The sequence below is a fragment of the uncultured Limosilactobacillus sp. genome (assembly GCF_934202235.1).
In the GTDB taxonomy this organism is placed as follows: Bacteria; Bacillota; Bacilli; order Lactobacillales; family Lactobacillaceae; genus Limosilactobacillus.
This window is the reverse complement of sequence record NZ_CAKPXS010000005.1, coordinates 1-24,759: the sequence shown is the minus strand read 5'-3', so window position 1 is coordinate 24,759 and position 24,759 is coordinate 1. Positions and strand designations below refer to the sequence as shown.

Sequence of the window (24,759 nt, the reverse complement as noted above, 5' to 3'; positions counted from 1 at the left end):
ATTACTGATATACTTACCCCGAATTGACAAGCAGATGAACAATGTTGTTATTTGTCGCATTGCTACTGTTAACGGGGTATTTTATGGCAAAAAAATCAAAGATTGCAAAACTAGCGCACCAGCGGGCAATGGTTGAACGCTATGCGAAAAAACGGCAGCAACTGAAGGCGGCCGGAGACTACGTGGCCTTAAGCAAATTGCCGCGAAACTCGAGTCCGGTCCGGTTGCACAACCGTGATCGTTATGATGGGCGCCCGCACGCCTATATGCGTAAATTTGGCATGTCACGGCTAACGTTCCGTCGCCTGGCCCACAAAGGACAGCTGCCCGGAGTTCGTAAGGCTAGCTGGTAGTAAAAAAGCTCAGTGTCCATGACGGGCACTGAGCTTTTTTCTTGTGACTAATTTACTTTTGGACACGGGCAAGGAAGTAGTGTTTCTTACCACGGCGGACAACCACGAAGCGGCCATCAAAGTGGTCAGTTGGGTCGATCGCGGCGTCAGTATCAGTAACCTTTTCACCGTTGATCCGGATGGCGCCATTGCTAATATCTTGGCGGGCCTTACGGCGTGATGGCTCAAACCCAGTGGTGTCAACCAGCCATTCAACCAGCGGCTGCTTTTCGGCAGGAACGTCGGCTCCCGGCATGTTCTTCATGCTGCTGGCAATTTCGTCGGCAGATAAGCTGCCAACTTCGCCAGAGAAGAGAGCATTGGTAATTCGTTGAGCTTCAGCCAATCCCTTTTCACCATGAACAAACTTTGTTACTTCTTCGGCCAGCCGGCGCTGTGCTTCCCGTTTCCATGGCTCAGTCTTGACCTTTTCTGCCAGTTCATCAATTTCTTCGTGGCTAAGGAAAGTAAAGTACTTGAGGTACTTGACGACGTCACGATCATCCTGGTTGATCCAGAATTGGTAGAATTCGTATGGCGACGTCTTCTTTGGGTCAAGCCAAACGGCACCGCCAGCGGTCTTGCCGAACTTAGTCCCGTCAGCCTTGAGCATTAGTGGAATCGTCAGGGCGTGAACGTTGGCTGTTGGTCCACAGACCTTGTGAATCAGGTCAATTCCCGAGGTAATGTTCCCCCACTGGTCAGCCCCACCGACTTGCAGTTGAACGTCTTCTTCCTTGTACAAATGCAGGAAGTCGATTGATTGCAGGATCTGGTAAGTGAACTCGGTGAAGGAAATACCAACTTCTAGTCGACTAGCCACGATTTCCTTATTGAGCATTGTATTGACGTTGAACAGTTTCCCGTAGTCGCGCAGGAAGTCTAACAGGCTCAGCTTACCTAACCAGTCGCGGTTGTTAACGATGGTGAAGTTTTTGGTACCGAATAACTTGACCATTTGCTTGGTCAGGCACTCTTCGTTGTGCTTAACCTGGTCCATCGTTTGCAGCTTCCGTTCAGACTTTTTACCAGAGGGATCACCAATTGCGCCAGTCCCGCCGCCGATGATGATGACTGGGTGGTGGCCCGCTTGCTGGAACCGTTTCAGTACCATAAAGGGAATGAGGTGACCAATGTGCAAGCTGTCACCTGTTGGGTCAACCCCGCAGTAGAGACCGATCGACTTGCTGTCCACCAGCTTTTGCAACGCTGCTTCGTCAGTTGTTTGGTTAATGGCACCGCGCCATTTTAAGTCCTCGATAATATCCATTGAAAAGCCTCCATTCGACATCGGATGGCCACAAAAAAAGCCCGGGGCCGATCACTCAGCCCTGGGACGAAATTTCGCGGTACCACCCAGCTTCGTACGCACTGCGTACCTTCACGAATCCGCAGAAAAACGAAAAGGGTAATTCACTGAAACGCTATGCACCGGTTCACAACGTTGCCGGCTCTCTGTGGCGGGGAACGTCCAGCTACTGAAACTTCTCACTGCGGAGTATTAACTTGGTTAAATTAGACAACAAAATCACGCGCTTGTCAATTCCCGATAATAAAATTATGAAGATAAAGCCGCTTTTTCTCATTACCTGCTCATTTTTCGTTTGACATTCGCTCATTTGCTCGTATAATAAAAAACACTTATCGGGTGTCCAGCGAAACTGCGGTGGTGGAAGGCAGTTCACCTGTTCATGGTTAAGAAATAGTGGGTGGTTCCCTTATCAACTACTGAGGCGGCAGCAATGTCGTGAAATGGGTGGAACCGCGTTAAATGACGCCCCTGGAACAACTCCAGGAGCGTTTTTTGTTTGCTAAGGGGTGAAAAGATGGACAAGAAAACACAAGATGAAAAACTGTCGCGCTCATTAAAAAGCCGGCATATTACGATGATTGCCATCGGTGGCGCGATTGGGACCGGACTCTTTTTGGGGTCGGGCTCCGCAATCCACAGCGCTGGACCGTCGATTATCCTTTCCTACCTCATTGTTGGTATTTTCTGCTTCTTCATGATGCGGGCGCTTGGTGAACTGATTATGTCAGATACTAGTAAGCACTCGTTCATCGACTTCGTCAAACTTTACCTGGGCGACCGGATGGAGTTTATTACTGGTTGGACGTATTGGTCGTGTTGGCTTAGCTTGGCAATGGCTGACCTGACGGCATCAGGGATCTATCTGAGATACTGGTTTCCTCATCTTCCACAGTGGGTGGGGCCGCTGGTGATTATTATCTTGTTGATGCTGGTCAACATGATTGACGTCGGGCTGTTTGGCGAATTTGAAAGTGCCTTTTCAATGATTAAGGTCTTTGCGATCCTGGCGCTGATTGCCATTGGTGGCGTCATGATTATCATGCACGCCAAGGTTGGTAGCAGTCATGCTTCGTTGGTCAACTTAGTTAATCATGGTGGATTCTTTCCTACCGGGGTACCGGGTTTTGTTCGGTCTTTCCAAATGGTAGTCTTTGCCTTTGTGGGGATTGAGATGGTCGGCCTGACTGCTGGTGAGACCAAGGACCCGCAAAAAGATATTCCGAAGGCGATTAATGCCTTACCACTGCGAATCGGGTTATTTTACATCGGCTCGATGATTGCAATTATGGCTATTTACCCGTGGAACAAGATTGTGACGACGTCCAGTCCCTTTGTCCAGGTTTTTCGGGGCATTGGAATTACCAGTGCAGCAGCCATTTTAAACTTCGTCGTCTTGACGGCGGCATTATCGGCGACAAATAGCGCAATCTTTAGTACTAGTCGTTCACTGTATGCCCTCTCAACCGGTGGAAATGCACCACAGCGGTTTGCTAAGCTCAGTAATAAGGCGGTACCAAACTATGCTCTCCAGTTTTCTAGCGCCATTCTCTTCGTCGTTGTAATCCTCAACTATGTGATGCCAGCCGGGATCTTTAACATTGTCTCGGGGGTATCGACGATCAACTTTATTTTTGTTTGGTTAATCATCCTTGTCTGCCACCTTGCTTACCGCCGGCAAAATCGCAGCGGGGTGGCCCGGTTTCGGATGCCGGCCTATCCCGCTTCTAGCTGGCTGACGGTGTTCTTCTTTGCATTCATTCTCGTTATCCTGGCCTTTTTGCCGGAAACACGGGTGCCGTTAATTTTTTCCGTTGGCTGGTTTATTGTGTTGTTCTTTGCGTATGACTTATCGAAAAAACGAAAATGATTTGAGGACGGGGACTGTCGAAGTGGCAGCCTCCGTCCTTTAAAAAAGAATTCATCTTGTTTTCCTATCAACAATGGTAAGGGTTAACCACCACGGGGAGTAAGATATCGCAATACTAATTGAATGTAAGCACTTTCTATTGGAGACTATTGTTTTGTGTAAAAGGGTTTACATTTCCGCCATGACAAGGTATATTGATAGAAGACGTTTTGAGTATTATTTGCAATTATTCACAGTTTGAGTTTTTTACTCATGAGGGCGTCAAAATTTAGGAAAGGTTGTTTTCACTACCATGTCTTATCTTATTGTTAACATCATTGGTCTGGTAGTTTTCCTTGCTATTGGGGTGCTGTTCTCGAAAGACCGCAAGCACATTAACTGGAAAGCTATTGGAATCATGATTGTTTTGAACCTGCTGCTTGCATGGTTCCTGACTGCCTCTGCTGCTGGTCGTGCCGGAGTTAAGGCGGCGGCTGATGGCTTTGCGTGGATTGTTGAGATTTCTGCCAAGGGGACTGTTTTTGCCCTTGGTGGTTGGTACAATCCAAAGAACCTGAACTTCATTTGTTCAGCACTGATGCCGATCCTGATGATTGTTCCGATGTTCGATATCTTGACTTACATCGGTATTCTTCCGTGGATCATCAAGTGGATTGGTCGTGGTCTGTCGTTCATCACTGGTCAGCCGAAGTTTGAATCATTCTTCGCTGTTGAAATGATGTTCTTAGGTAACACTGAAGTGCTGGCTGTTTCTGGTGCTCAGCTCCGCCAAATGAATAAGGAACGTAACCTGACTCTGGCCATGATGTCGATGAGCTGTGTTACTGCCTCAATCCTTGGTGCCTACATTGAAATGATGCCTGGCCGGTTTATTTTGACTGCTGTGCCGATCAACATTATCAACTCGCTGATTGCTACCAGTCTTTTGAACCCAACACATGTTCCAGAAGCGGAAGACACCATCGTTAAGGTTGGTGCTACTGACAACGGTAAGAAGGAACCATTCTTCTCCTTCCTGGGTGACTCTATTCTGGGTGCCGGTAAGCTGATCCTGATCATCGTGGCTAACGTTGTGGCCTTCGTTGCACTGGCCGCTTTGATCGACAAGATTTTGGGCCTCTTCTGGAAGCCACTGTCACTGGAAAGCATCCTGGGTGTGGTAATGTTCCCATTCTCCTGGCTGCTTGGTTTGCCAGTCAAGGAAGCTTGGTTCCTGTCTCAGCAGATGGGGATGAAGCTGGTTACTAACGAATTTGTTGTTATGGGTGCCGTTACCGGTAAGATTGCAAGCATGCCACTTCACTTACAGGCTGTTTTGACAACGTTTGTCACCTCATTTGCCAACTTTGGTACGCTGGGGATGATTATCGGTGCCTTCAAGGGTCTTGTTGGTAAGGAAGACAACGACTACATCGCCCACAACATTGGTTACCTGTTGCTGTCAGGGATCTTAGTATCACTGCTGTCAGCTGCCTTTGTTGGTCTGTTTGTTTGGTAATAAGTAAAGTGGTGGTCTTGACCACCGCATCATGAAAGGGACCGCCTTACTGGTCCCTTTCTTTTCCAAGAAAAAGTTAAGCGATTACACTAATGGAGGGATTATCAATGACAACAAAGATTATTATGGATACTGATCCGGGGATTGATGATGCTGCGGCCTTAACCATGGCCATCAACGACCCTAATATTGACCTGAAACTGGTTACTGCCGTTGCTGGTAACGTTACAGTTGATAAGACCACTGCTAACGCATTGAAGATCATTCACTTCTTTGGCAAGAGTGGCCAAATCCCAGTGGCAGCTGGTGCGGAACAGCCCCTGATCAAGCCGTTCGAGGATGCTGCCCGGATTCACGGTGAATCAGGGATGCCTGGTTATGACTTTGGTGATGATTACGGGCAGCCAATTAAGAAGACTGCCGTTGAAGCATTGCACGACGCAATTATGGCTGAGGATGAAATCACCCTGGTACCAACCGGGTCTTACACCAACATTGCCTTATTATTTAGTCAGTACCCAGAAGTTAAGTCACACATCAAGCAGATTGTTGCAATGGGTGGCTCACTGTCCGGTGGTAACATGACTTCTTCTGCAGAATTTAACGTCTTTACCGACCCAGATGCTGCGAAGATTATGTACAACGCTGGTATTCCGATCGTCACTGTCGGCTTAGACATTACGCTTAAGGCATTGTTAACCGCTGAGACCATCGAAAAGCTCGGTCAAATGAATGAAGCAGGGAAGATGCTTCACGGCTTAATTACCCATTACAATGACGGGAGCAATGCTGGCCGGCCGATGCACGACGTGAACACGATCTTCTACCTCCTCCACCCTGACAAGATTAAGACCAAGGAGATGTGGGTAGACGTTCAAACTGACGGCCCGGCAATCGGGACCTTGGTTGGTGACATTCGTGGTGCTTATCATGATGGCAAGACTAACGCTAAGGTCTGTGTTGACATTGATGCGGATTACTTCAACAAGTGGTTCCTTGATGAAGTTAGCAAGATTAAAATGTAGGCACTAATTCGCCACAACACAGTTCAGCTAAGGGAAACCTGAAGCTGGGCTGTGTTTTTTATTTCCCGGGAAAACTTTGCGATTTTTCATTCGAAAAGATTGAATTAACAGGGCCTTTACGGTAAAGTGATAAAGGGCGTGAAACAACATTAATGTTTCACATCAAGGAGGCAAAAAATGAATCCGGAACAATTTCAGGCGGCATTGACGAAACACCAGGTGACACTGACTGATCACCAGCTGGCTCAGTTTGCGGAATACTACCAGCAGCTGGTGGAAACCAATAAGCACGTTAACTTGACCGCTATTACTGGCGAACAAGATGTTTATCTCAAGCACTTTTATGATTCGTTAACCGGGGCCTTTATCTTTCCCCAACTAAGGGAACCACTTTCGCTGTGCGATATTGGGGCAGGGGCCGGATTTCCTTCCCTTCCCTTAAAGATCGCCTTTCCACAACTGCGGGTGACAATTGTTGATTCACTTAATAAGCGGATTAACTTTCTCCAGGAATTGGTGGCTAAGCTAGGGCTGGACGACGTGACCTTAATTCATGCCCGGGCTGAGGAATTTGCTAACGCCAAAAGCGATCACCGGGAACAATTCGACGTCGTTACTGCCCGGGCGGTCGCTAATCTGACCGTCCTAAGTGAATTGTGTTTGCCCGCTGCACGGGTGGGCGGCTACTTCTTAGCTTATAAGGGTCGTAGTGGTCAGGAAGAATTGACTGCCGCAAAGGGAGCCATCACTAAGTTGGGAGGCCAATTAGAGCAAAATGCTGAGCTTACGCTGCCGGGTGGCGACGATGACCGCCAATTAATCGTTATTAAGAAGGTTAAAGCGACCCCGAAACGCTATCCACGGCGGCCAGGAATTCCCGCCAAGAAACCATTGAAGTAGGAAGAAGGAGGAATTACAAAATGGCTTTTTCGTTGTTTGGTTTTGGAAAACAAGATGGTGAAGGGACCAAGAGCAAGGTCGTTGAAATTCCCTTAGACCAGATTGAGCCAAACCGTTATCAACCACGGAAAGTTTTTGATCCCAACGGGATTCGGGAACTAGCCCAGACGATCGACGAGCACGGCTTGCTTGAACCGATTATCCTCCGGGAATACGAACCAGCAAAGTATGAAATCATTGCCGGTGAACGGCGCTTCCGGGCCATGAAGTTGCTGGGCTGGGAGAATGTTCCGGCGATTGTGAAGAAAATGTCCGATGCAGAAACGGCATCGATGGCCCTGATCGAAAACTTACAACGGCGGGACCTCTCATCGGTTGAAGAAGCACAGGCTTACCAGAAACTGATGGAACTCAATAACCTCACCCAGCAGCAGCTGGCCAAGGCAATGGGAAAAAGTCAGTCGACAGTGGCTAACAAGCTGCGCCTATTAAAACTGATTAAGCCGGTGCAAAACGCAATCCTGGATAACCGGATCAGTGAACGCCACGGCCGGGCATTGATCGGCCTCAATGATGACCAGCAGCGTGACTTGCTAATGGATATTGTCAACCAACACTGGACGGTGCGCCAGACGGAAGAACAAGTGGCTGTTTTGCTGGGTAAGCAGCAGGTAGAACCGGCTGACAAACCAGCTACACCCAAGAAAACTGCTAAAAAGAAAGCAACTAAGAAACGGCGGAAGCGAGCGCAAAAACGCGATCGGACGTCGGACCCGCGGATCGCGTTGAATACCATTCGCCATTCAATCAAACTGGTTGATGATAGCGGGGTTAACATCAGTGCCAAGGAACATGATCATCAAGATAGCTACGAGATCGTGATTACGATTGCGAAGAACAAACCGGCAGCAAAGTAAGGAGGTAGTGCCATGGCTAATGTGATTGCACTGGCAAACCAAAAGGGTGGTGTCGGTAAGACAACCACAAGTGTTAACCTGGGTGCCTGTCTGGCAAACGATGGTCAGCGGGTATTGTTGATCGACCTTGACCCCCAGGGAAACGCAACTAGTGGTTTGGGGGTTGATAAGCGGCAGATTGAACAAAGTGTCTATGACGTAATGATTAATGATGTTCCACTGACTGACGTGATCCAACCCAGCAGCCACCAGGGACTCGATATCGCACCGACAACGATTGAACTATCGGGGGCAGAAGTGGAACTGACTTCCATGATGGCCCGGGAAACACGCTTGAAGGATGCCTTTGGTGACGTTCGTGATCAGTATGATTATATTCTGATTGATTGTCCGCCATCACTGGGCTTGCTGACCATCAACGCCTTCACTGCTGCCGACTCAATTCTGATCCCCGTCCAAAGTGAGTACTACGCGATGGAAGGGCTTAGTCAGCTGATGAACACGATGAAGTTGGTCCAAAAACACTTTAACCGTAACCTCAAAATTGAGGGGGTACTGTTAACGATGTTTGATAAGCGAACGAACCTCGGCCAGCAGGTTAATAGCGAAGTCCAAAAATTCTTTGGTGACCAGGTTTACAAGACCATTATTCCCCGTAACGTCCGCCTTTCGGAAGCGCCAAGTTATGGTCAAGCAATTATCGACTATGACCCGCGGTCGACTGGTGCAAAGGTTTACCAGCAATTAGCAAAGGAAGTGTTGGCTGATCATGGCGAAGAATAAGAAAATGGGACTAGGTCGAGGTATTGAAGCATTGTTTGCTGAAAACGATGTCCAACAGCCACAGGCGAGTGAAACTGTTGAGCAGGTAGAACTTGCCAAGATTCGTCCTAACCCGTACCAGCCACGACGTGAATTTGACAAGCAGGCGCTCAAAGAACTCGCTAAGTCAATTGATGAATCAGGAGTTTTCCAGCCGGTCATTCTTCGGCAGCCCAACCCCCAGCTGGAACGTTATGAATTGATCGCCGGGGAGCGCCGGTTCCGGGCTTCTAAGTTAGCCCATAAAAAGACTATTCCGGCGATTATCCGGACGATGACTGACGAACAGGTTATGGAAGCGGCAATTTTAGAAAACCTGCAGCGGGAAGACTTGACGCCGCTGGAAGAGGCCCAGGGCTATGCCACGTTAATGGATAAACTATCATTAACCCAGGCTGAAGTAGCCAAAAAATTGGGTAAAAGTCGTCCATATATTGCTAACTATTTGCGCCTGCTAGGCTTGCCGGACCAGATTAAGCAGCTGGTTGACAACGGTGATTTATCAATGGGGCAGGCACGGACTCTTCTCGGTTTAAAGGACAAGCGACAATTGCTTTTGCTGGCCAAGCGAGCCGTTGACGAGGGGTTAACTGTTCGCCAGTTGGAAGAAATCGTCAATCGGCAAAATGGCAAGGCCAAGAAAAAGGTTCGCCGCCAACCACAGAAGTCGATCTTCATTCGTGATGCGGAGGAACAGTTGCAAGATCGTTTTGGCACAAAGGTCTTAGTTTCCCCGTCCAAGACGCGGGGACGTGGTAAAATTGAAATTCCATACACCAGTAATGACGACCTCAGCCGGGTCTTGAACTTACTGGGAATCAAGGAAGATTAACGGAGGCAGACGATGGCTGAATACAAATTAAACGACTTGGTGGAGATGAAAAAGCCTCACCCGTGCGGAACCAACAAGTGGCAGATTATTCGTGTCGGTGCCGATATTAAGATTCAGTGTACCGGTTGCGGCCACATTGTGATGATGACACGTCACAACTTTGATAAGCGCCTGAAAAAGGTCTTAAAACCAGCAGAGAACTAAGGGAGGAAATAACTAATGGCTTTAACTGCAGGAATTGTCGGCTTGCCAAACGTCGGTAAGTCAACCTTGTTTAACGCAATTACGAAGGCGGGAGCCGAAATGGCTAACTACCCGTTTGCGACGATTGATCCGAACGTCGGAATGGTCGAAGTACCGGATTCACGACTGGACAGGATTCAGGAACTGATTCCGGCAAAAAAGATTGTTCATACTACTTTCGAATTCACCGATATTGCTGGAATTGTTAAGGGTGCCAGCAAGGGTGAAGGACTTGGTAATAAGTTTCTGGAAAACATTCGGCAAACTGACGCGATTGTCCATGTTGTGCGGGCCTTTGATGACGGGGATATCACTAGTGTTACCGGCAAGGTTGACCCGCTTGATGATATTGACACCATTAACCTGGAACTGATCATGGCGGACCTGGAAAGTGTTAATAACCGCTTGGGTAAGGTTAAGCGGGCAGCCAAGGGTAAGAGCAAGGAAGCCCTGGCTGAACTGGCCGTTTTGGAAAAGATTAAGCCGGTTCTGGAAGCTGGTAAGGCGGCGCGAACGATCGATTTCAGTGATGACGAACTGCCAATTGTTAAGGGACTGTTCCTACTGACTACTAAACCCGTTCTCTACGTTGCCAACATTAACGAGTCTGACATGGCTGACCCGGATGCCAACCAGTACATGGATCAGATCCGCGACCACGTTAAGGATGAAGGCGCCGAAGTAATCGGGGTTGCGGCCGCAGCCGAAGAACAAATTGCCGAAATGGACGACGAGGACAAGGCAGAATTCCTGGAAATGGAAGGCGTTAGTGAACCGGGACTGAATCGACTGATTCGTGCGGCTTACAAACTGTTAGGCTTGGAAACCTTCTTTACCGCTGGTGGTCCCGAAACACGGGCCTGGACATTCCGCAAGGGAACCAAGGCACCACAGGCTGCCGGCATTATCCACTCCGACTTTGAACGGGGCTTCATCCGGGCCGAAGTAATGAGTTTTGATGACCTTGACCAACTGGGCTCGCAAGCTGCAGTTAAGGAAGCCGGTAAACTCCGGCTGGAAGGTAAGGACTACGTTATGCAGGACGGCGACATCGTTGAGTTCCGCTTTAACGTTTAATGAGCACGCAAAGAGAGGATAATCAAGTTGACAGAAGATACCAAAAAACTGAACGCGGATGCGGTAGCGCGTCAGAAAGAACACCTCAAAACCGTTAGCCGCCAAGAAGCCGGGCAATTTGCTGGTGCCGGGCTGACCCGGAAGAATGAAGAATTCATGTACCAGTTAAATAAGCAGCTGGATGCCCAGGGTGTTAAGGCAGATAAGAAGCCTGAAATGATCGAACGGACAATCAATGAATTGAAGAACGCCCAGAAGACGGGGAAGACTGCCAAGCAGCTTTATGGGACGCCGATGAAGTACGCCCATGACCTCTTGCACCCGCAAAAGGGGACAACCGGGCACGAACTGTCCTCGTTCGGCCTCCTCTTCGTTGACAACTCGCTAATGTTCATGGCCATCTTTGCCTTAATGTACGGCTTGCTAGCCTTCTTTAGCCCGGATGCATTTGCGGACCAGAAGCGGGTTGGAACATCTGGGATTACCGCGATGATTATTATTGCCCTTACCGGTGGTGCCGCCTTTGCTTACATGGCCAAGGCTACCCAGCCGGTAAAGAACAAGAAGACTGGTCGTTGGGTTCGTAAGCCACTGGGCAAGCGGTTCCTCTACATTGCCTTGGCGTTCGTTGTCTGGTTAGGGATCTACTTCCTGTGCAGCTTCCTGCCAAACGTGATTAACCCGCAAATGAATAAGTGGGCTTACGTGATCATTGGGGTTGCTGCTTTTGGTGGCGACCTGTACTTCCGGCGGGTCTTCAACGTTGTTGGTTCGGCATTTGCTCGTCAGGGAAAATAATTTTTCGTCAGTCATTGACCAACCGAACTTTTGATAGTAAGGTAATACACAATCTTAGGTAAGGGAGTGTCTTTGGAATGTCGAAGTGGGAAACAAAGTTTACCAAGAAAGGGTTAACTTTTGATGATGTATTACTGATTCCGGCGGAAAGCCATGTTTTGCCAAATGAGGTTGATTTATCAACGCAACTGGCATCAAACATCAAGCTTAACCTGCCATTTATCAGTGCGGGGATGGATACTGTTACCGAAAGCTCCATGGCCATTGCGATGGCTCTGCAAGGGGGGCTCGGTGTTATTCACAAGAATATGTCTATCCAGGCCCAGGCCAGCGAAGTCGCAACGGTGAAGGGTGTTGAATTGCCGGCGTCCTTCGGGAAGGCCGCTGTCGATGACCAAAAACGGTTGTTAGTTGCTGCTGCCGTTGGTGTCACTAGCGATACGTTTGAACGGGCAGAAGCCTTGCTGAAGGCTGGAGTCGATGCGATCGTGATTGATACGGCTCACGGACATTCTGCTGGTGTGCTGCGGAAGATTAAGGAAATCCGCGACCACTTCCCAGACGTTACCCTAATCGCCGGGAACGTGGCGACAGCCGAAGCAACGAAGGCCCTGTACGATGCCGGTGTTGATGTTGTCAAGGTTGGAATTGGCCCTGGTTCGATTTGTACGACCCGGGTGGTTGCCGGTGTTGGGGTTCCTCAGATCACTGCCATTTACGACGCAGCTTCTGTTGCTCGTGAATACGGGAAGACAATCATTGCCGACGGTGGTATCAAGTATTCCGGTGACATTGTTAAGGCCTTGGCAGCCGGTGGTAATGCTGTAATGATGGGTGAAATGTTCTCCGGGACGACCGAAGCGCCTGGCCAACTCTACGAAGAAAACGGGAAGAAGTTCAAGACTTACCGGGGGATGGGCTCCGTTGCTGCGATGGCCCAATCACATGGCTCTTCTGACCGTTACTTCCAAGGTGGGGTCAACGAAGCTAACAAGTTGGTTCCAGAAGGGATCGAAGGTCGTGAAGAATACAAGGGTGACGTTGCCGACGTCATTTTCCAGATGGTCGGTGGTCTGCGTTCCGGAATGGGGTACTGCGGTGCCGCTAATATTCAATCACTGATTGATAATGCTCAGTTCGTTCAGATTACCAATGCTGGTCTGCGTGAATCCCACCCGCACGACGTTCAAATCACGAAGGCCGCTCCTAACTACAAACGAGACTAATATAAGAGATCAGCTCAGCGTTGGCTGGGCTTTTTTCTTTTGTCTAGTTCAGGCCACGGATCGACAATGAGCCCTGTTGTTTGACCGGTAAATAATGATACAATATTCATGACTATCTTTTTTGTTGTGGAGGGAACACCGTGAGAACGATTTTGTGGATTTGTTTAGCGGCATCAGGAATCTTATTTTTACTTGCTTTTTTGATTCAGGTGCGGCGGCTGCGGCGAGGAAATCAGGTGCGACCAGGAAAGATGATGGTAGCCTTTAACTGGTTATTGATGATCGTTTTCTGTGTTAGTCTCGGTGGTTTAGTCTGGACGAGTTTTTACTCGCAGCCAGCTGGTGGCTCAACAGCTGCCTCTTCGTCATCGTCAAGTCATTCTTCAGTAGTTCATCACCACAACAGTTATTCTCATGTTTCTTGGAAGCCACAGGATTTGGTGCTTGATGCTGATGGTGAGGCGGAAGCGACCTTTAAAGTTCCGGCCGGTACCTCTATCAGGATTATTGGCCAGCGGACCCAGACGGTTTATAAGGTTATTCATGCCAAGGGCCATGACCGAAAGGCCAAGTATACCTTTAAGTACGCGGCAAAGTATGAACTTGATATCACTAATAAGCACGGTCATCACGAGAAGAAGGTTATTACTGTCCGTGATAGTGCCCCGGCTTCCTCATCGGTCATGAGCACGTCGAGCAGCTCGCAGTCATCTTCGGTCAGCCACTCCTCATCATCGACGCCAGCCACGGCAGTCTCGCGGGCAGGAAATACTACTGGTGTTAGCCGCAGCGGCGGCCCGTCGTATAATGCCCAACGCGTGACGCCACCGGCAGCTTCGCAGAGTAGCGCCGGAACGGCTAACAACCAGGGGGCCCAGCCGCAATAAGTGATGACAGCAGCAACAGTACACAATGAATGATCGGGGGACTTATCTTGAAGATTTTAATTGTTGACGATGATAAAGAAATCGTCCAGTTGCTGGAAATTTACGTCAAAAACGAAGGTTACGAGCCGGTTGCCGCGTATAACGGTAAGGAGGCACTGACCAAGCTGAATATTGATCCCGACATTTCGCTAATCATTTTGGACTTAATGATGCCGGAAATGGACGGAATGAGTGTGATTAAGGAAGTGCGCAAGGATTCCGACATTCCGATCCTGGTGCTGTCAGCGAAGACTACCAACATGGATAAGATCCAGGGGTTGGTAACTGGTGCTGACGACTACGTGACTAAGCCATTTAACCCGCTGGAAGTAATGGCCCGGGTTAAGTCCTTACTGCGGCGGAGCCAGGGAGAAGTCATTAAAGACCAGCCAGACGTCCTCAACGTGGGGCCGCTGGTAATCAACAAGGATTCTCATGAGGTTAAGACACTCAAGGGAAATGTTATCCAGCTGACGGCCTTAGAATTTGGAATTCTTTACTTGTTGGCTAGCCACCCGAACCGGGTCTTTTCCGCTGATGATATTTTTGAACGGGTTTGGCAGCAGGAATCAGTTGTGTCGGCCAAAACCGTGATGGTGCACGTTTCTCACCTCCGTGACAAGATCGAAGCGGCGACAGGTGGAGAAAAAGTGATTGAAACTGTCTGGGGTGTTGGCTATAAAGTTGAAGGCCACTAGGATCCAGGCCGCGGTAAGTACACCGCGGCCTTTTGCCATGGAAAGGAGGAAGCAATTTGAAATTAACTGCCAGAGAGAATACCTGGTTATTTTTTGAAGCGGTGGTAACAATTGTCCTCTTTTCTTTGATTAGCTTTGCCCTGGTGATAATGATCCAGCAGGTGGTAAAGCTTAACCCGGGCTTAGCTAATGGGATTTACCTGATTAAGCGGTCCTTGGCCATTGGGCCCTGGCATCTGCAAATCTGGTCGTACCAGCGCTGGGTAATTGCTGTCCTGGCGATTATCGGAATCCTCGTCCTCTGGTGGCGACTGGTTCGCCGCTACCACCAATACCAGCTTCGCCACATTATCAACGAGTTGCACTACATTTCTAACGGGCACCTGGCGCACCGGATCCCCTTTAAGATGAACGGTGATCGGCAGAAAATGATTGAGAGTGTTAACGCCCTGGTTGATAGTGCAATGCAGTCGATGAGCGACGAAAAGAAGGTGGAGCAGTCCAAGGATGAGCTAATTACTAACGTGAGTCACGACCTGCGAACACCGCTGACGTCAATTATCGGCTACCTAGGCTTAGTGGAAGATGGTCAGTACCAGAACGAAGATGACCTCGTTAAGTACACTCACATTGCCTACGAAAAGGCCAAACAAATGAAGACGCTGGTTGAAGACCTCTTCGAGTATACGAAGGTCCAGCAGGACGGTGCGCCGGTCAACATGATGCGCCTCGACTTGGGTCAACTGCTCGAACAAGTGGCGGCCAGCTTTGAGCTGGAAGGAGAAAAGAAGGGCTTAAAGATTTCTTCGGTTGTGATCCCGTCGCCGCTGAAGATTGAGGCCGACCCTGAACAGCTTGGGCGGGCAGTTAGCAACCTGGTCGCCAACGCTTTGAAGTACGGGCGCGGGGCTACCTACATTCACCTGAGTGCTCGCGAACACGGGGCGATGGTCCAAATGACAGTTGCTAACGACGGGGAAGGCATTCCTCAGCAGTCGATTGAGCACCTCTTTGAACGGTTTTACCGGGTGGAAGGCTCCCGGTCGAAAAAGACTGGCGGTACCGGTTTGGGATTGGCAATCGTGAAAAGTATTGTTGATTTACACCATGGCCAAATTACCGTTCGCTCCGATAGCCACGAAACTAGCTTTGTCATGACGTTACCGGTCAAACAGGCTGCCCAGCAGGGAAAGGACCCGGCACCACACTAGTCAGTTAACCGTGGGGATGTTGGTAAATCGATTTTCCCAGCGACAGAATCACTATTTCGGCTATCGCGCTCATTTTCCTAATGTGTTAAAATAAGCGACGGAATAATTTCAATAACTGTGCCTTTGGAGGAACGTGTATTGGCGAAAAAGGTAGAAACAACTGATCCAAGGTGGCTCTATGTCCTTGGAATTTCGATGCCGCTTTGTTTAAGTTACATTCCGATTGGGTTGGCATGTGGGATCCTGCTTCATGCGGCAGGGTTTAACTTTGTAATGGCCCTGTTAGTATCCATCGTCGTCTTTTCTGGCGGGGCTCAATTTCTGATTGCCTCCCTACTAATGGTGAACGCACCGTTAGCATCGATTATTATCATGCTGTTTTTCTTGGAGCTGCGTTACGCACTACTGGGTTCTAGCTTGTCTAAGTACCTCAGTAATGAGACGCACCGTTTCATCCTGCTTTTCTCGGCTTCAATGAACGATGAAAACTACGCGATTAACTACTTAAAATTCGCGACGGATAAGAACTGGACGCCGCAGGATGCCTTAATGGTTGAACACTATTCGTTAATTGCCTGGGCGAGCGGCAACCTGGTGGGGGCATTGATTGGTAGTGCCGTCTCAATTGACCTGGAGATTGTGGACTTTGCATTGACAGCCCTCTTCTTATACATGATCGTTATGCAGGTGCAAAGCAACCTGACCTTCCTGATGGCGCTGCTATCGGCGGTTCTGTCGGTGGTCTTTTTAACCTGGACCAAGAGTACGCTGGGAATTGTGCTAGCCACTGTCCTGGCCTCCCTCTGCGGCTTTTATATTGAAAGCCGGATTCGGAAACACTCGTCTGATCCTAATCACACGTTACTCTTGCGAAAGGTTGTCCGCCCGGAGAACACCCGTGATACGATTGAAGATGAACAGGCGAAGCGGGAATTTCGCGCCCGCCAGCAGCAAAAGAGTGATGGGCTGTCAACGGAGCAACAGCTAGCCGACCACAAAGATGGAGGTCACAAGAATGCCTAATATGTTTGTTTTGGCAGCGGCCAACCATGATATTAAGTTTCACCTGATGATCATTGTTCTGGGGGGGATTGCGGCTTTCATGCCGCGCTACATCCCGTTGCGGATTTTTACTAACCGTGACTTGCCAGAGTGGTTCAACGAATGGATGAAGTACGTCCCAGTTTGCTTGTTTACTTCGCTGGTGGTTAAGGGGATTTTTATTACCGGTGAAAGTTACCGCTTTGCACTCCTGGGGCACCCAGCACAGATCATTGCGGCGCTCTTTGTGATTGTGATCGCCTACCTGACCCGTTCGATGTCGATGTCCGTTATTACCGGGTTAGTGGTTGTCTTTCTGGCCTCGCTGGTCCTTTAATTAATTCAAAATAATAGAAAAGGTTCAGAACGATTGGTTTCGTTCTGAACCTTTTTGTGTTGTCATATTACTTTAGCATGTAATCACGGGTCATCGGTAGGTGACGGCCAGATGGTCCCTTGGTCATCAGGTATTGAACAACATCGATGTTCCCCGATTCAAAGGAAGCGGCACAAGCCTGCAGGTAGAGGTCCCACATTCGAGTAAACCGTTCGCCCATCCGGTCTTCAATTTGATCACGGTGCTGGTTGAAGTTGGAATCCCAGATTTCCAGCGTTCGCTGGTAATGGCGGCGGAGCATTTCAATGTCGGCCAGCTGCATCCCGTTTTCGGTAACGTGAGTGATCATTTCAGCCAGTCCGGGAATATAGCCACCCGGGAAGATGTACTTGTCAATCCAGGCGTTCGTGGCGCCACCTTGTTGCCGGGTAATACCGTGAATTAAGGCCACCCCATCGTCCTTGAGGTAACGAGCGACGTCCTTGCAGTAGAGACCCAGGTTTTCCTTACCGACATGTTCAAACATGCCGACAGACGTAATGTAGTCCCACTGCCGGTTGCCGAGTTCACGATAGTCAATCAATTTGACTTCGGCAATGTTTTGTAACCCTTCTTTTTCGATTCGCTGGTTAACAAATTTGTATTGCTCTTCACTGAGCGTCACTCCGGTAACTTTCAGGTGGTAATCCTTAGCTGCCGTCAACATCAGGGTTCCCCAACCACAACCAATATCGAGGAGGGTGGAATCCGGTTTCGGGTTCAGCTTTTGCAGGATATGGTGGACCTTATCTTTCTGTGCTTTGGTTAAGTCGGTGGTATTGCCATCCTTAAAGTAAGCACAGGAGTAAGTCAGGGTGTCGTCCAGCCACATCCGGTAGAAGTCATTACCAACATCGTAGTGGTGCTGGATGTCTTCTTCACTTTCCTTTTCGGAGTGGTCCTGCTTGGGCATGAAGCGTTTCAGCTTGCTGTTGTGCATGAAACTACCAACGCTAGAGTAAGCGGCCATCATCAATTTTTGGATGCTACCGTCAATTTCAATCCGCTTATCCATGTATGCTTCGCCGAGGGCCAACGAAGCGTTGCGGGTCACTTCCTTGATGGGAATTTTATCGTTAAATTTAATGGTCACTTCTGGTGTGCCATCACCATAATCGACACTGCTGCCGTCCCAGAAAACGATTCTGACTGGGATATTGAACGAGTGTTTCAAAATGGACTTGTAGAACGTTTTTTCAAGCATTACGGTGTCCCCTTTAAAAAGTAATACCTTTATTATACACCTGAATTTTTCACCTTATAAGGAACAATGGGCCAACTGGTGTATAATTAGTTCTGTATTTTTGAGAGAGGAGCAAGCTCATTGAACGTTTGGAATAAATTTAAGGAGAATCACTTCTTAAGGCGGGCGGTTGTCCTGGCCTTCATCATTATCCTGCTTTACTTAATGCGGTCGATGATGAACATGATTTTGTTCACCTTTATCTTTACCTTTTTGATCGTCAAGGCGATCCGCCTCGTCCAGCGGTTCATGCCCCAAACACCGGTTTGGTTGATTGTGGTGGTTATTTACCTGCTCATCATCGTCGGTTTATACTTTGCAATTACGAAGTACCTGCCAATTTTGGTTACCCAGCTGGGAAAGATGGTCAACTCACTGATCGAGTTTTACCAGCATAACCAGGGATGGCTAATGAAGTATATCCACCACTACGTCAGTGATAAGACGCTGATTAACCAGACGCGGCAGTGGCTGGAAGTTGCCATTTCAACCTTGACCAGTGTCGGGACGATGACAATCACCGTCTTTATGTCGATGATCCTCAGCTTCTTTTACACGATTGAGTTGGATCAGCTTGAGAACTTCTCACGGCTATTTTTGGCTAGCAAACTGGACTGGCTCTTCAATGACATTCACTACTTCGGTAAGGTGTTTGTTAACTCGTTTGGGGTCGTCATTGAAGCGCAATTCTTTATTGCTTTGTGCAACACCGTGATCACGACGGTTTGCTTAATGCTGATGAAAATGCCGCAGATTGTTGCCTTGGCACTAATGATTTTCCTCTTAAGCCTGATCCCGGTCGCCGGGGTGATTATTTCACTGATCCCGCTGTGCCTGGTGGGCTATAGTGTCGGTGGCATTCGTGATGTGGTTTACATTCTGGTGATGGTTGCCTGCATCCACATGCTGGAGGCCTACGTGCTCAATCCCAAGTTCATGGCCAGCCGGACTGAATTGCCAATCTTTTATACCTTCGTGATCCTGCTAGTTGCCGAACACCTTTTTGGTGGCTGGGGGCTGATCGTGGGTGTTCCGGTGTTCACCTTCTTTATTGACGTGCTCGGTGTTGATCGTCAACAGTTGGCGAAGAAGCCAAAAAAACGACTGGCGTCAAAAGAATAAGTTTGCTTTTTCCCTTTACATTCCGGTTAATAACCTGTATGGTGAAAATACGTTAAGCTAAATCTTAACATTATATATAAATTATGAATAAAAGTTCGCCTTTTAGAGAGGATGGTTCAGAGATGTCAACAGATATTGAAATTGCCGACGCTGCGAAAATGAAGCCGATCCAGCAAATTGCTGCCAAGCTAGGATTAGGTGAAGATGAAATTGAGCAGTACGGCCGCTACAAGGCCAAAATCACCCTGCCAGTTGCTGAAACGCCAGCTAAGAAGCACAAGCTGGTCCTCGTGACGGCGATGAACCCCACACCGGCCGGCGAAGGAAAGTCAACGGTTATGATTGGTCTTGGCGACGCAATGAATCAGCTGGGCCACCAGACAACGATCGCGATGCGTGAACCATCGATGGGTCCCGTTTTCGGGATCAAGGGTGGGGCAGCTGGTGGTGGCTACAGTCAGGTGGTACCGATGGAAGACATCAACCTCCACTTTACGGGTGACCTTCACGCCCTCACATCGGCGAATAACACCCTGGCGGCACTGATTGACAATTACGTCATGCGCGACAATAATTTGCAGCTGGACCCAGAACGGATTATTTGGCGGCGGGTCGAGGACGTTAACGACCGGGTGCTGCGTGACGTGGTCACGGGGCTCGGTGGTCGGTCGCAGGGTATCACCCGGCAAACCGGCTTTGACATTACCGCCGCTTCTGAACTGATGGCCATCCTGTGCTTGGCAGCCGACTTTGCCGATCTCAAACACCGGATTGGGCGGATCGTTGTGGGCTATAGCTATGACCGCCAGCCAATCACGGTTGACCAGTTAGGCTTTACCGACGCCATTGCCATCCTCTTAAAGGATGCGATTAAACCAAACCTTGTTCAAACGCTGGACCACACGCCGACGATTATTCACGGCGGACCGTTTGCCAATATCGCTCACGGCTGTAACTCTGTTTTGGCAACAAAGACGGCGCTTCAATTATCTGATTATACGGTTACCGAGGCCGGATTTGGTGCTGATCTGGGGGCAGAAAAGTTCCTCGACATCAAGCGCCGGGTTCTCGGCCAGGCGCCAGATGCGGTTGTCCTGGTGGCCACGATTCGCTCGCTCAAGTACAACGGCGGCGTCGCTAAAAACGACCTGACGGCAGAAAATGTTCCGGCGCTCAAGCGGGGCTTGGCTAACCTTCAGCGTCATATTAAAAATATCCAAGGCTTTGGCTTACCACTGGTGGTCGCCATTAACCACTTTGTTTCTGATACCGAAGCCGAAATTAAGACGGTCGAAGACACTTGTCAGCAACTGGGCGTGAACGTCGCCCTTACTGATGCCTGGGCCAAGGGTGGCCAGGGAACTCAAGAGCTGGCTCGCCAGGTGGTAGAATTAGCTGACCAGGCTCACACCTTCCAACCGCTGTACGACGTTGACCAATCAATCGAAGAAAAGATCACGACAATTGCCACACAATATTATGGTGCCAAACGGGTAGTCTTTGCCAAAAAAGCCCAGCGCCAAATGAAGCGTTACGAACAACTCGGCTGGGGCAAATTGCCAATCTGTGTTGCGAAGACCCAGTACAGTTTTAGCGATGACCAGAGTGCGCTCGGTGCACCATCAGACTTTGACTTCCACATTCGCGGTCTCGTGCCGAAGATGGGGGCGGGCTTCATTGTCGCCCTCTCCGGGAACATGATGACCATGCCGGGGTTAGCAAAGCACCCTGCGGCAGTTGATATGACGATTAGCGATGACGGGAAGAAGATTACTGGTTTATTCTAATGCTTAATCTTCTTCGGTGATGAACTAACAAACGACCCCCAGCGGGAAGCGCTGGGGGCCGTTGTTATTTTTATGTGGGGGGTGATAACTAGTCATTAAAAAGCGCGTAGGCGAAGAGCCCACCAATCACGAATAGTGCGGGAATCACCAAGGCCTTGACGAAAAAGGCTACTACCGCAATGGCAATCAGCCAGAAAAGGAGGTTGATGGAAAGCTTTAGTGGCTTCCACAACAGCCAAATAACGGCGATGGTTACCAATAAGCTCATCAGCTTCACCTTCCTTTCTAGTCATCATACTCAGTTTATTTACTGGTGGCAAGAAAAACCTTTCAAGCAAAAGACGAACTATTTGTCTATTTCATGATTAAAAGTTCTTAATTAAAGTTGAAAAGAGGCAGTGAATCTGCTATCTTGGTACTGAACTTAAGGAGGGATTTTGATGACCGTTCAAGTTGCTGTGATTATGGGTAGTAAGTCCGACTGGCCGATGATGAAGGGGGCCTGCCAGGTACTGGAGGAGTTTGGTGTGGGCTTTGAAAAGCACGTGATTTCTGCCCACCGGATGCCAGACGAAATGTTCGGCTTTGCCAAAAAAGCCCGCGGGCGAGGATTAAAAGTGATTATCGCCGGGGCCGGAATGGCCGCCCACCTGCCGGGGATGACGGCAGCCAACACCGTCCTGCCAGTTATCGGGGTGCCAGGGCAGACCAAGGCCCTTGGGGGGATGGACTCACTCTTGTCCATTGTCCAGATGCCAACAGGGATTCCGGTGGCTACGACTGCCATTGGTAATGCTGGGGCCAAGAACGCCGCACTCCTGGCAATTGAAATCCTGGGAACTAGTGACGCTCAGCTCCAAGAAAAATTAGTCGACTACCGTGCGCAAATGCATGATGCAGCCGCAGAAAGCAGTGCTCAACTTGACTAGGAAAATGATTATGCCCGGCCAGACCATTGGCATTATTGGTGGAGGGCAGTTGGGGCAGATGATGGCGCTGTCCGCAAAGTATGCCGGTTTTCGGGTCGCTGTCTTGGACCCCACACCGCACTGCCCCGCTGGCCAGGTCGCTGACCAACAGATCGTGGCGCCATACGCCGATGTTGACGCCATCGAACGGTTAGCGGCAATGAGCGACGTTTTGACCTACGAATTTGAAAATGTGGACTTAGCGGCATTAGATGCTGTTGCTGACCGAGTTTCCATTCCCCAGGGGACCGAGCTGTTGCGGATTACCAAAAACCGTCTCCGGGAAAAGTCTTTTCTCCGCCACGTTGGGATGAAAACGGCCCCCTTTGTGGCGGTTGCCAACCGGGATGACTTACAGGCAGCGGTAAACCAACTTGGTTACCCCTGTGTGCTCAAAACTTGTGAGGGCGGTTATGATGGTCACGGGCAGCTAGTCCTGCACAGTTCAGCGGACCTTGCCAACCCGATTGTTGATGAAATCTTGGCAACTACGGACGACATCCTGGAAGGGTGGGTCGACTTCCAGCTGGAATGTTCTGTCATGGTGGCGCGAAATGCTAGCGGCGAGACTAGCGTCTTCCCGGTCAGCGAGAATATTCACTGGAACGAAATTCTCCACGAAAGTATTGTTCCGGCGCGGATCAGTGCTCAGACTGCTAAACGAGCCCAACAAATGGCGGAAAAGATTGCCCACGGCCTCCAGCTTCGTGGTATTCTGGGAGTCGAGATGTTCGTGACAGCTACCGGCGAAATCTACATTAACGAACTGGCACCGCGACCGCATAATTCCGGTCACTACTCGATTGAAGCTTGTAATTTCAGCCAGTTCGCCATCCATGACCGGGCAATTTGTAACTGGCCGCTGCCAAAAATTAAGCTACTTCATCAGGTAGTGATGGTCAACGTTCTCGGTCAGCACGTCGAAGGTGCTCGTCAATTGGTTGCGACTAAGCCCAACTGGCACTTTCACGATTACGGCAAGGCGGAGGTTCGCCATAACCGTAAGATGGGCCACATTACGATTTTGACCGCTGATGTTGAACAAACACTCAAGGAAATTGATGACACACACGTATGGAGGGATAAACATTGATTGATCGTTATACGCGTCCGGAAATGGCTAAAATTTGGTCACTGGAAAACCAGTACCAAAGTTGGCTAGAAGTTGAAATTGCTGCTGACGAAGCCTGGTCGAAATTAGGCAAGATTCCGTCCGAGGACGTGGATAAAATTCGGGAAAACGCCAAGTTTGACGTCGACGAAATTGCCCGGATTGAGGCGGTAACCCACCACGACCTAATTGCCTTTACCCGCTGTGTCTCCGAATCATTGGGACCAGAAAAGAAGTGGGTTCACTACGGGCTGACGAGTACTGACGTTGTCGATACTGCTCAAGGGCTCCGTCTTAAGCAGGCTAACAACCTGTTGCGTAAGGATCTTGAGCACCTGCAAGAAGTCGTTGCTGATAAGGCCCGGAAGTACAAATACACCGTCGAAATGGGCCGGACTCACGGTGTTCACGCTGAACCAACTACCTTTGGCCTGAAGATGGCCCGTTTCTATTCGGAACTGAAGCGTGACCGGGAACGGTTTGAACACGCTGCTGCTGGTGTCGAAGCTGGCAAAATTTCCGGGGCAGTTGGGACGTTTGCCCAGGTTAACCCGCGGGTCGAAAAGCTGGTGTGTGAATCGTTAGGGCTGCGGCCACAAGAAATTTCGAGTCAGGTCCTGCCACGAGACCTCCACGCCGAATATATTGCCACCATTGCTTTGATTGCAACGACCCTGGAAGAATACGCGACGGAGATCCGCAGCCTGCAACGGACTGAAATTCACGAGGTTGAAGAACACTTTGCCAAGGGCCAAAAGGGTTCGTCGGCCATGCCACACAAGAAGAACCCGATTGGTTCTGAAAACATTTGTGGTTGTGCCCGGGTTTTGCGGGGCCATATTGTGACGGCTTATGAAGACGTCACCCTCTGGCACGAACGCGACATCAGTCATTCCAGTGCTGAACGGATTATCTTACCGGATAGCACGATCCTGCTGGATTACATGCTTCACCGTTTTGCCAACTTAGTGGCCAACCTGGACGTCTTCCCCGAACGGATGATTCAAAATATGAATGAAACCCACGGGCTAATTTACTCTGGGCGGGTGCTGAACAAGCTTGTTGCTGCCGGCGTTAGTCGGGAGAAGGCTTACGATACCATTCAGCCATTAACTGCCAAGTGCTGGGCTGAACACGTTCCGTTCCGTCCGCTGGTTGAGGGTGACCCGTTCATTAGTGCTCACTTATCGAAGGAAGAAATTGACGACGCCTTTGATTATCACTGGCACCTGCGGAATGTTGACTATATTTTCCACCGGCTGGGGTTGGATTAAACATTAATAACACCACATAAAACATACTAACCTGTAGATGGATTGTAGTTCGACGGAACTACAATTCGTCTTTTTCATTTATTATGGAGAAGA

Annotated in this window: 25 protein-coding genes; 22 read left to right on the top strand and 3 right to left on the bottom strand. The window is 49.4% G+C overall.

What is annotated here, in order from left to right:
• The first annotated feature begins 83 nt into the window (after positions 1–83).
• Positions 84–353 carry a 30S ribosomal protein S14 gene (gene rpsN / locus Q0E49_RS01590; RefSeq protein ID WP_102280215.1) on the top strand — a complete coding sequence of 90 codons (270 nt, stop codon included), beginning with the start codon at positions 84–86 and terminating at the stop codon, positions 351–353.
• A gap of 52 nt (positions 354–405) precedes the next feature.
• On the opposite strand, the gene tyrS is transcribed toward rpsN, so the two are convergent.
• Positions 406–1,662 (bottom strand): tyrosine--tRNA ligase, encoded by a 1,257-nt coding sequence (tyrS, locus tag Q0E49_RS01585; protein ID WP_295745947.1) that lies wholly within the window; start codon positions 1,660–1,662, stop codon positions 406–408.
• A 556-nt stretch (positions 1,663–2,218) separates the two neighbouring features.
• On the opposite strand from tyrS, the gene Q0E49_RS01580 reads away from it, so the two are divergent.
• The 16 genes from Q0E49_RS01580 to Q0E49_RS01505 all read left to right on the top strand — a co-directional run bounded on the left by Q0E49_RS01580 (position 2,219) and on the right by Q0E49_RS01505 (position 17,122).
• On the top strand, positions 2,219–3,571 hold the full coding sequence (locus tag Q0E49_RS01580) for an amino acid permease (RefSeq protein WP_295745945.1): 1,353 nt from the start codon (positions 2,219–2,221) through the stop codon (positions 3,569–3,571).
• A 292-nt stretch (positions 3,572–3,863) separates the two neighbouring features.
• Entirely contained in the window at positions 3,864–5,069 is a 1,206-nt protein-coding gene (locus tag Q0E49_RS01575) for a nucleoside transporter C-terminal domain-containing protein (RefSeq protein WP_295745942.1), read from the top strand.
• Between the two features lie 107 nt (positions 5,070–5,176).
• Positions 5,177–6,094, top strand: a complete 918-nt coding sequence (gene rihC, locus Q0E49_RS01570) for a ribonucleoside hydrolase RihC (protein ID WP_295745940.1) — start codon at positions 5,177–5,179, stop codon at positions 6,092–6,094.
• A 177-nt stretch (positions 6,095–6,271) separates the two neighbouring features.
• Complete coding sequence (gene rsmG / locus Q0E49_RS01565) at positions 6,272–6,994, top strand: 16S rRNA (guanine(527)-N(7))-methyltransferase RsmG (RefSeq protein ID WP_295745937.1); 723 nt, start codon at positions 6,272–6,274, stop codon at positions 6,992–6,994.
• 20 nt (positions 6,995–7,014) lie between these two features.
• The gene (noc, locus tag Q0E49_RS01560; RefSeq protein WP_295745935.1) at positions 7,015–7,911 is read left to right on the top strand and encodes a nucleoid occlusion protein; all 897 of its coding nucleotides are present in this window, start codon (positions 7,015–7,017) and stop codon (positions 7,909–7,911) included.
• 12 nt (positions 7,912–7,923) lie between these two features.
• Positions 7,924–8,694: an AAA family ATPase gene (locus Q0E49_RS01555; RefSeq protein ID WP_295745932.1), complete on the top strand. Its 771-nt coding sequence runs from the start codon at positions 7,924–7,926 to the stop codon at positions 8,692–8,694.
• Positions 8,681–9,565 (top strand): ParB/RepB/Spo0J family partition protein, encoded by an 885-nt coding sequence (locus tag Q0E49_RS01550; RefSeq protein ID WP_295745929.1) that lies wholly within the window; start codon positions 8,681–8,683, stop codon positions 9,563–9,565. The genes Q0E49_RS01555 and Q0E49_RS01550 overlap by 14 nt, the downstream gene beginning before the upstream one ends.
• Positions 9,566–9,577: 12 nt before the next feature.
• Complete coding sequence (locus Q0E49_RS01545; protein ID WP_273112097.1) at positions 9,578–9,769, top strand: DUF951 domain-containing protein; 192 nt, start codon at positions 9,578–9,580, stop codon at positions 9,767–9,769.
• Between the two features lie 15 nt (positions 9,770–9,784).
• A complete protein-coding gene (gene ychF / locus Q0E49_RS01540) occupies positions 9,785–10,885 on the top strand; it encodes a redox-regulated ATPase YchF (protein WP_295745922.1) in 1,101 nt (366 codons plus the stop codon).
• Between the two features lie 27 nt (positions 10,886–10,912).
• On the top strand, positions 10,913–11,683 hold the full coding sequence (locus tag Q0E49_RS01535; protein ID WP_295745919.1) for a DUF1129 domain-containing protein: 771 nt from the start codon (positions 10,913–10,915) through the stop codon (positions 11,681–11,683).
• Between the two features lie 77 nt (positions 11,684–11,760).
• Positions 11,761–12,909, top strand: coding sequence for an IMP dehydrogenase (locus Q0E49_RS01530; RefSeq protein WP_295745916.1), 1,149 nt, complete (start codon positions 11,761–11,763; stop codon positions 12,907–12,909).
• 140 nt (positions 12,910–13,049) lie between these two features.
• A complete protein-coding gene (locus Q0E49_RS01525) occupies positions 13,050–13,796 on the top strand; it encodes a hypothetical protein (protein WP_295745913.1) in 747 nt (248 codons plus the stop codon).
• 47 nt (positions 13,797–13,843) lie between these two features.
• On the top strand, positions 13,844–14,533 hold the full coding sequence (locus Q0E49_RS01520; RefSeq protein ID WP_295745910.1) for a response regulator transcription factor: 690 nt from the start codon (positions 13,844–13,846) through the stop codon (positions 14,531–14,533).
• 56 nt (positions 14,534–14,589) lie between these two features.
• Positions 14,590–15,744, top strand: a complete 1,155-nt coding sequence (locus Q0E49_RS01515) for a HAMP domain-containing sensor histidine kinase (protein WP_295745909.1) — start codon at positions 14,590–14,592, stop codon at positions 15,742–15,744.
• 195 nt (positions 15,745–15,939) lie between these two features.
• Positions 15,940–16,767 carry an AzlC family ABC transporter permease gene (locus Q0E49_RS01510; protein ID WP_295746032.1) on the top strand — a complete coding sequence of 276 codons (828 nt, stop codon included), beginning with the start codon at positions 15,940–15,942 and terminating at the stop codon, positions 16,765–16,767.
• On the top strand, positions 16,760–17,122 hold the full coding sequence (locus Q0E49_RS01505) for an AzlD domain-containing protein (protein WP_295745906.1): 363 nt from the start codon (positions 16,760–16,762) through the stop codon (positions 17,120–17,122). Before Q0E49_RS01510 ends, Q0E49_RS01505 begins: the two co-directional genes overlap by 8 nt.
• A gap of 67 nt (positions 17,123–17,189) precedes the next feature.
• On the opposite strand, the gene Q0E49_RS01500 is transcribed toward Q0E49_RS01505, so the two are convergent.
• The gene (locus Q0E49_RS01500) at positions 17,190–18,365 is read right to left on the bottom strand and encodes a cyclopropane-fatty-acyl-phospholipid synthase family protein (protein ID WP_295745903.1); all 1,176 of its coding nucleotides are present in this window, start codon (positions 18,363–18,365) and stop codon (positions 17,190–17,192) included.
• Positions 18,366–18,485: 120 nt separating this feature from the next.
• On the opposite strand from Q0E49_RS01500, the gene Q0E49_RS01495 reads away from it, so the two are divergent.
• Entirely contained in the window at positions 18,486–19,526 is a 1,041-nt protein-coding gene (locus tag Q0E49_RS01495) for an AI-2E family transporter (RefSeq protein ID WP_295745900.1), read from the top strand.
• A gap of 122 nt (positions 19,527–19,648) precedes the next feature.
• Positions 19,649–21,313, top strand: a complete 1,665-nt coding sequence (locus Q0E49_RS01490) for a formate--tetrahydrofolate ligase (RefSeq protein ID WP_295745897.1) — start codon at positions 19,649–19,651, stop codon at positions 21,311–21,313.
• Positions 21,314–21,401: 88 nt separating this feature from the next.
• Here Q0E49_RS01490 and Q0E49_RS01485 read toward each other — a convergent pair whose 3' ends face one another.
• Positions 21,402–21,581, bottom strand: coding sequence for a hypothetical protein (locus Q0E49_RS01485; RefSeq protein ID WP_295745895.1), 180 nt, complete (start codon positions 21,579–21,581; stop codon positions 21,402–21,404).
• 172 nt (positions 21,582–21,753) lie between these two features.
• Here Q0E49_RS01485 and purE point away from each other — a divergent pair, with 172 nt between their 5' ends.
• Genes purE through purB form a run of 3 tightly spaced genes read left to right on the top strand, consistent with a single transcriptional unit; the run spans position 21,754 to position 24,666 of the window.
• On the top strand, positions 21,754–22,242 hold the full coding sequence (purE, locus tag Q0E49_RS01480) for a 5-(carboxyamino)imidazole ribonucleotide mutase (RefSeq protein WP_295745892.1): 489 nt from the start codon (positions 21,754–21,756) through the stop codon (positions 22,240–22,242).
• Positions 22,208–23,374 (top strand): 5-(carboxyamino)imidazole ribonucleotide synthase, encoded by a 1,167-nt coding sequence (purK, locus tag Q0E49_RS01475; RefSeq protein ID WP_295746030.1) that lies wholly within the window; start codon positions 22,208–22,210, stop codon positions 23,372–23,374. The genes purE and purK overlap by 35 nt, the downstream gene beginning before the upstream one ends.
• Positions 23,371–24,666 (top strand): adenylosuccinate lyase, encoded by a 1,296-nt coding sequence (gene purB, locus Q0E49_RS01470; protein WP_295745889.1) that lies wholly within the window; start codon positions 23,371–23,373, stop codon positions 24,664–24,666. The genes purK and purB overlap by 4 nt, the downstream gene beginning before the upstream one ends.
• The last annotated feature ends 93 nt before the right edge of the window (positions 24,667–24,759 follow it).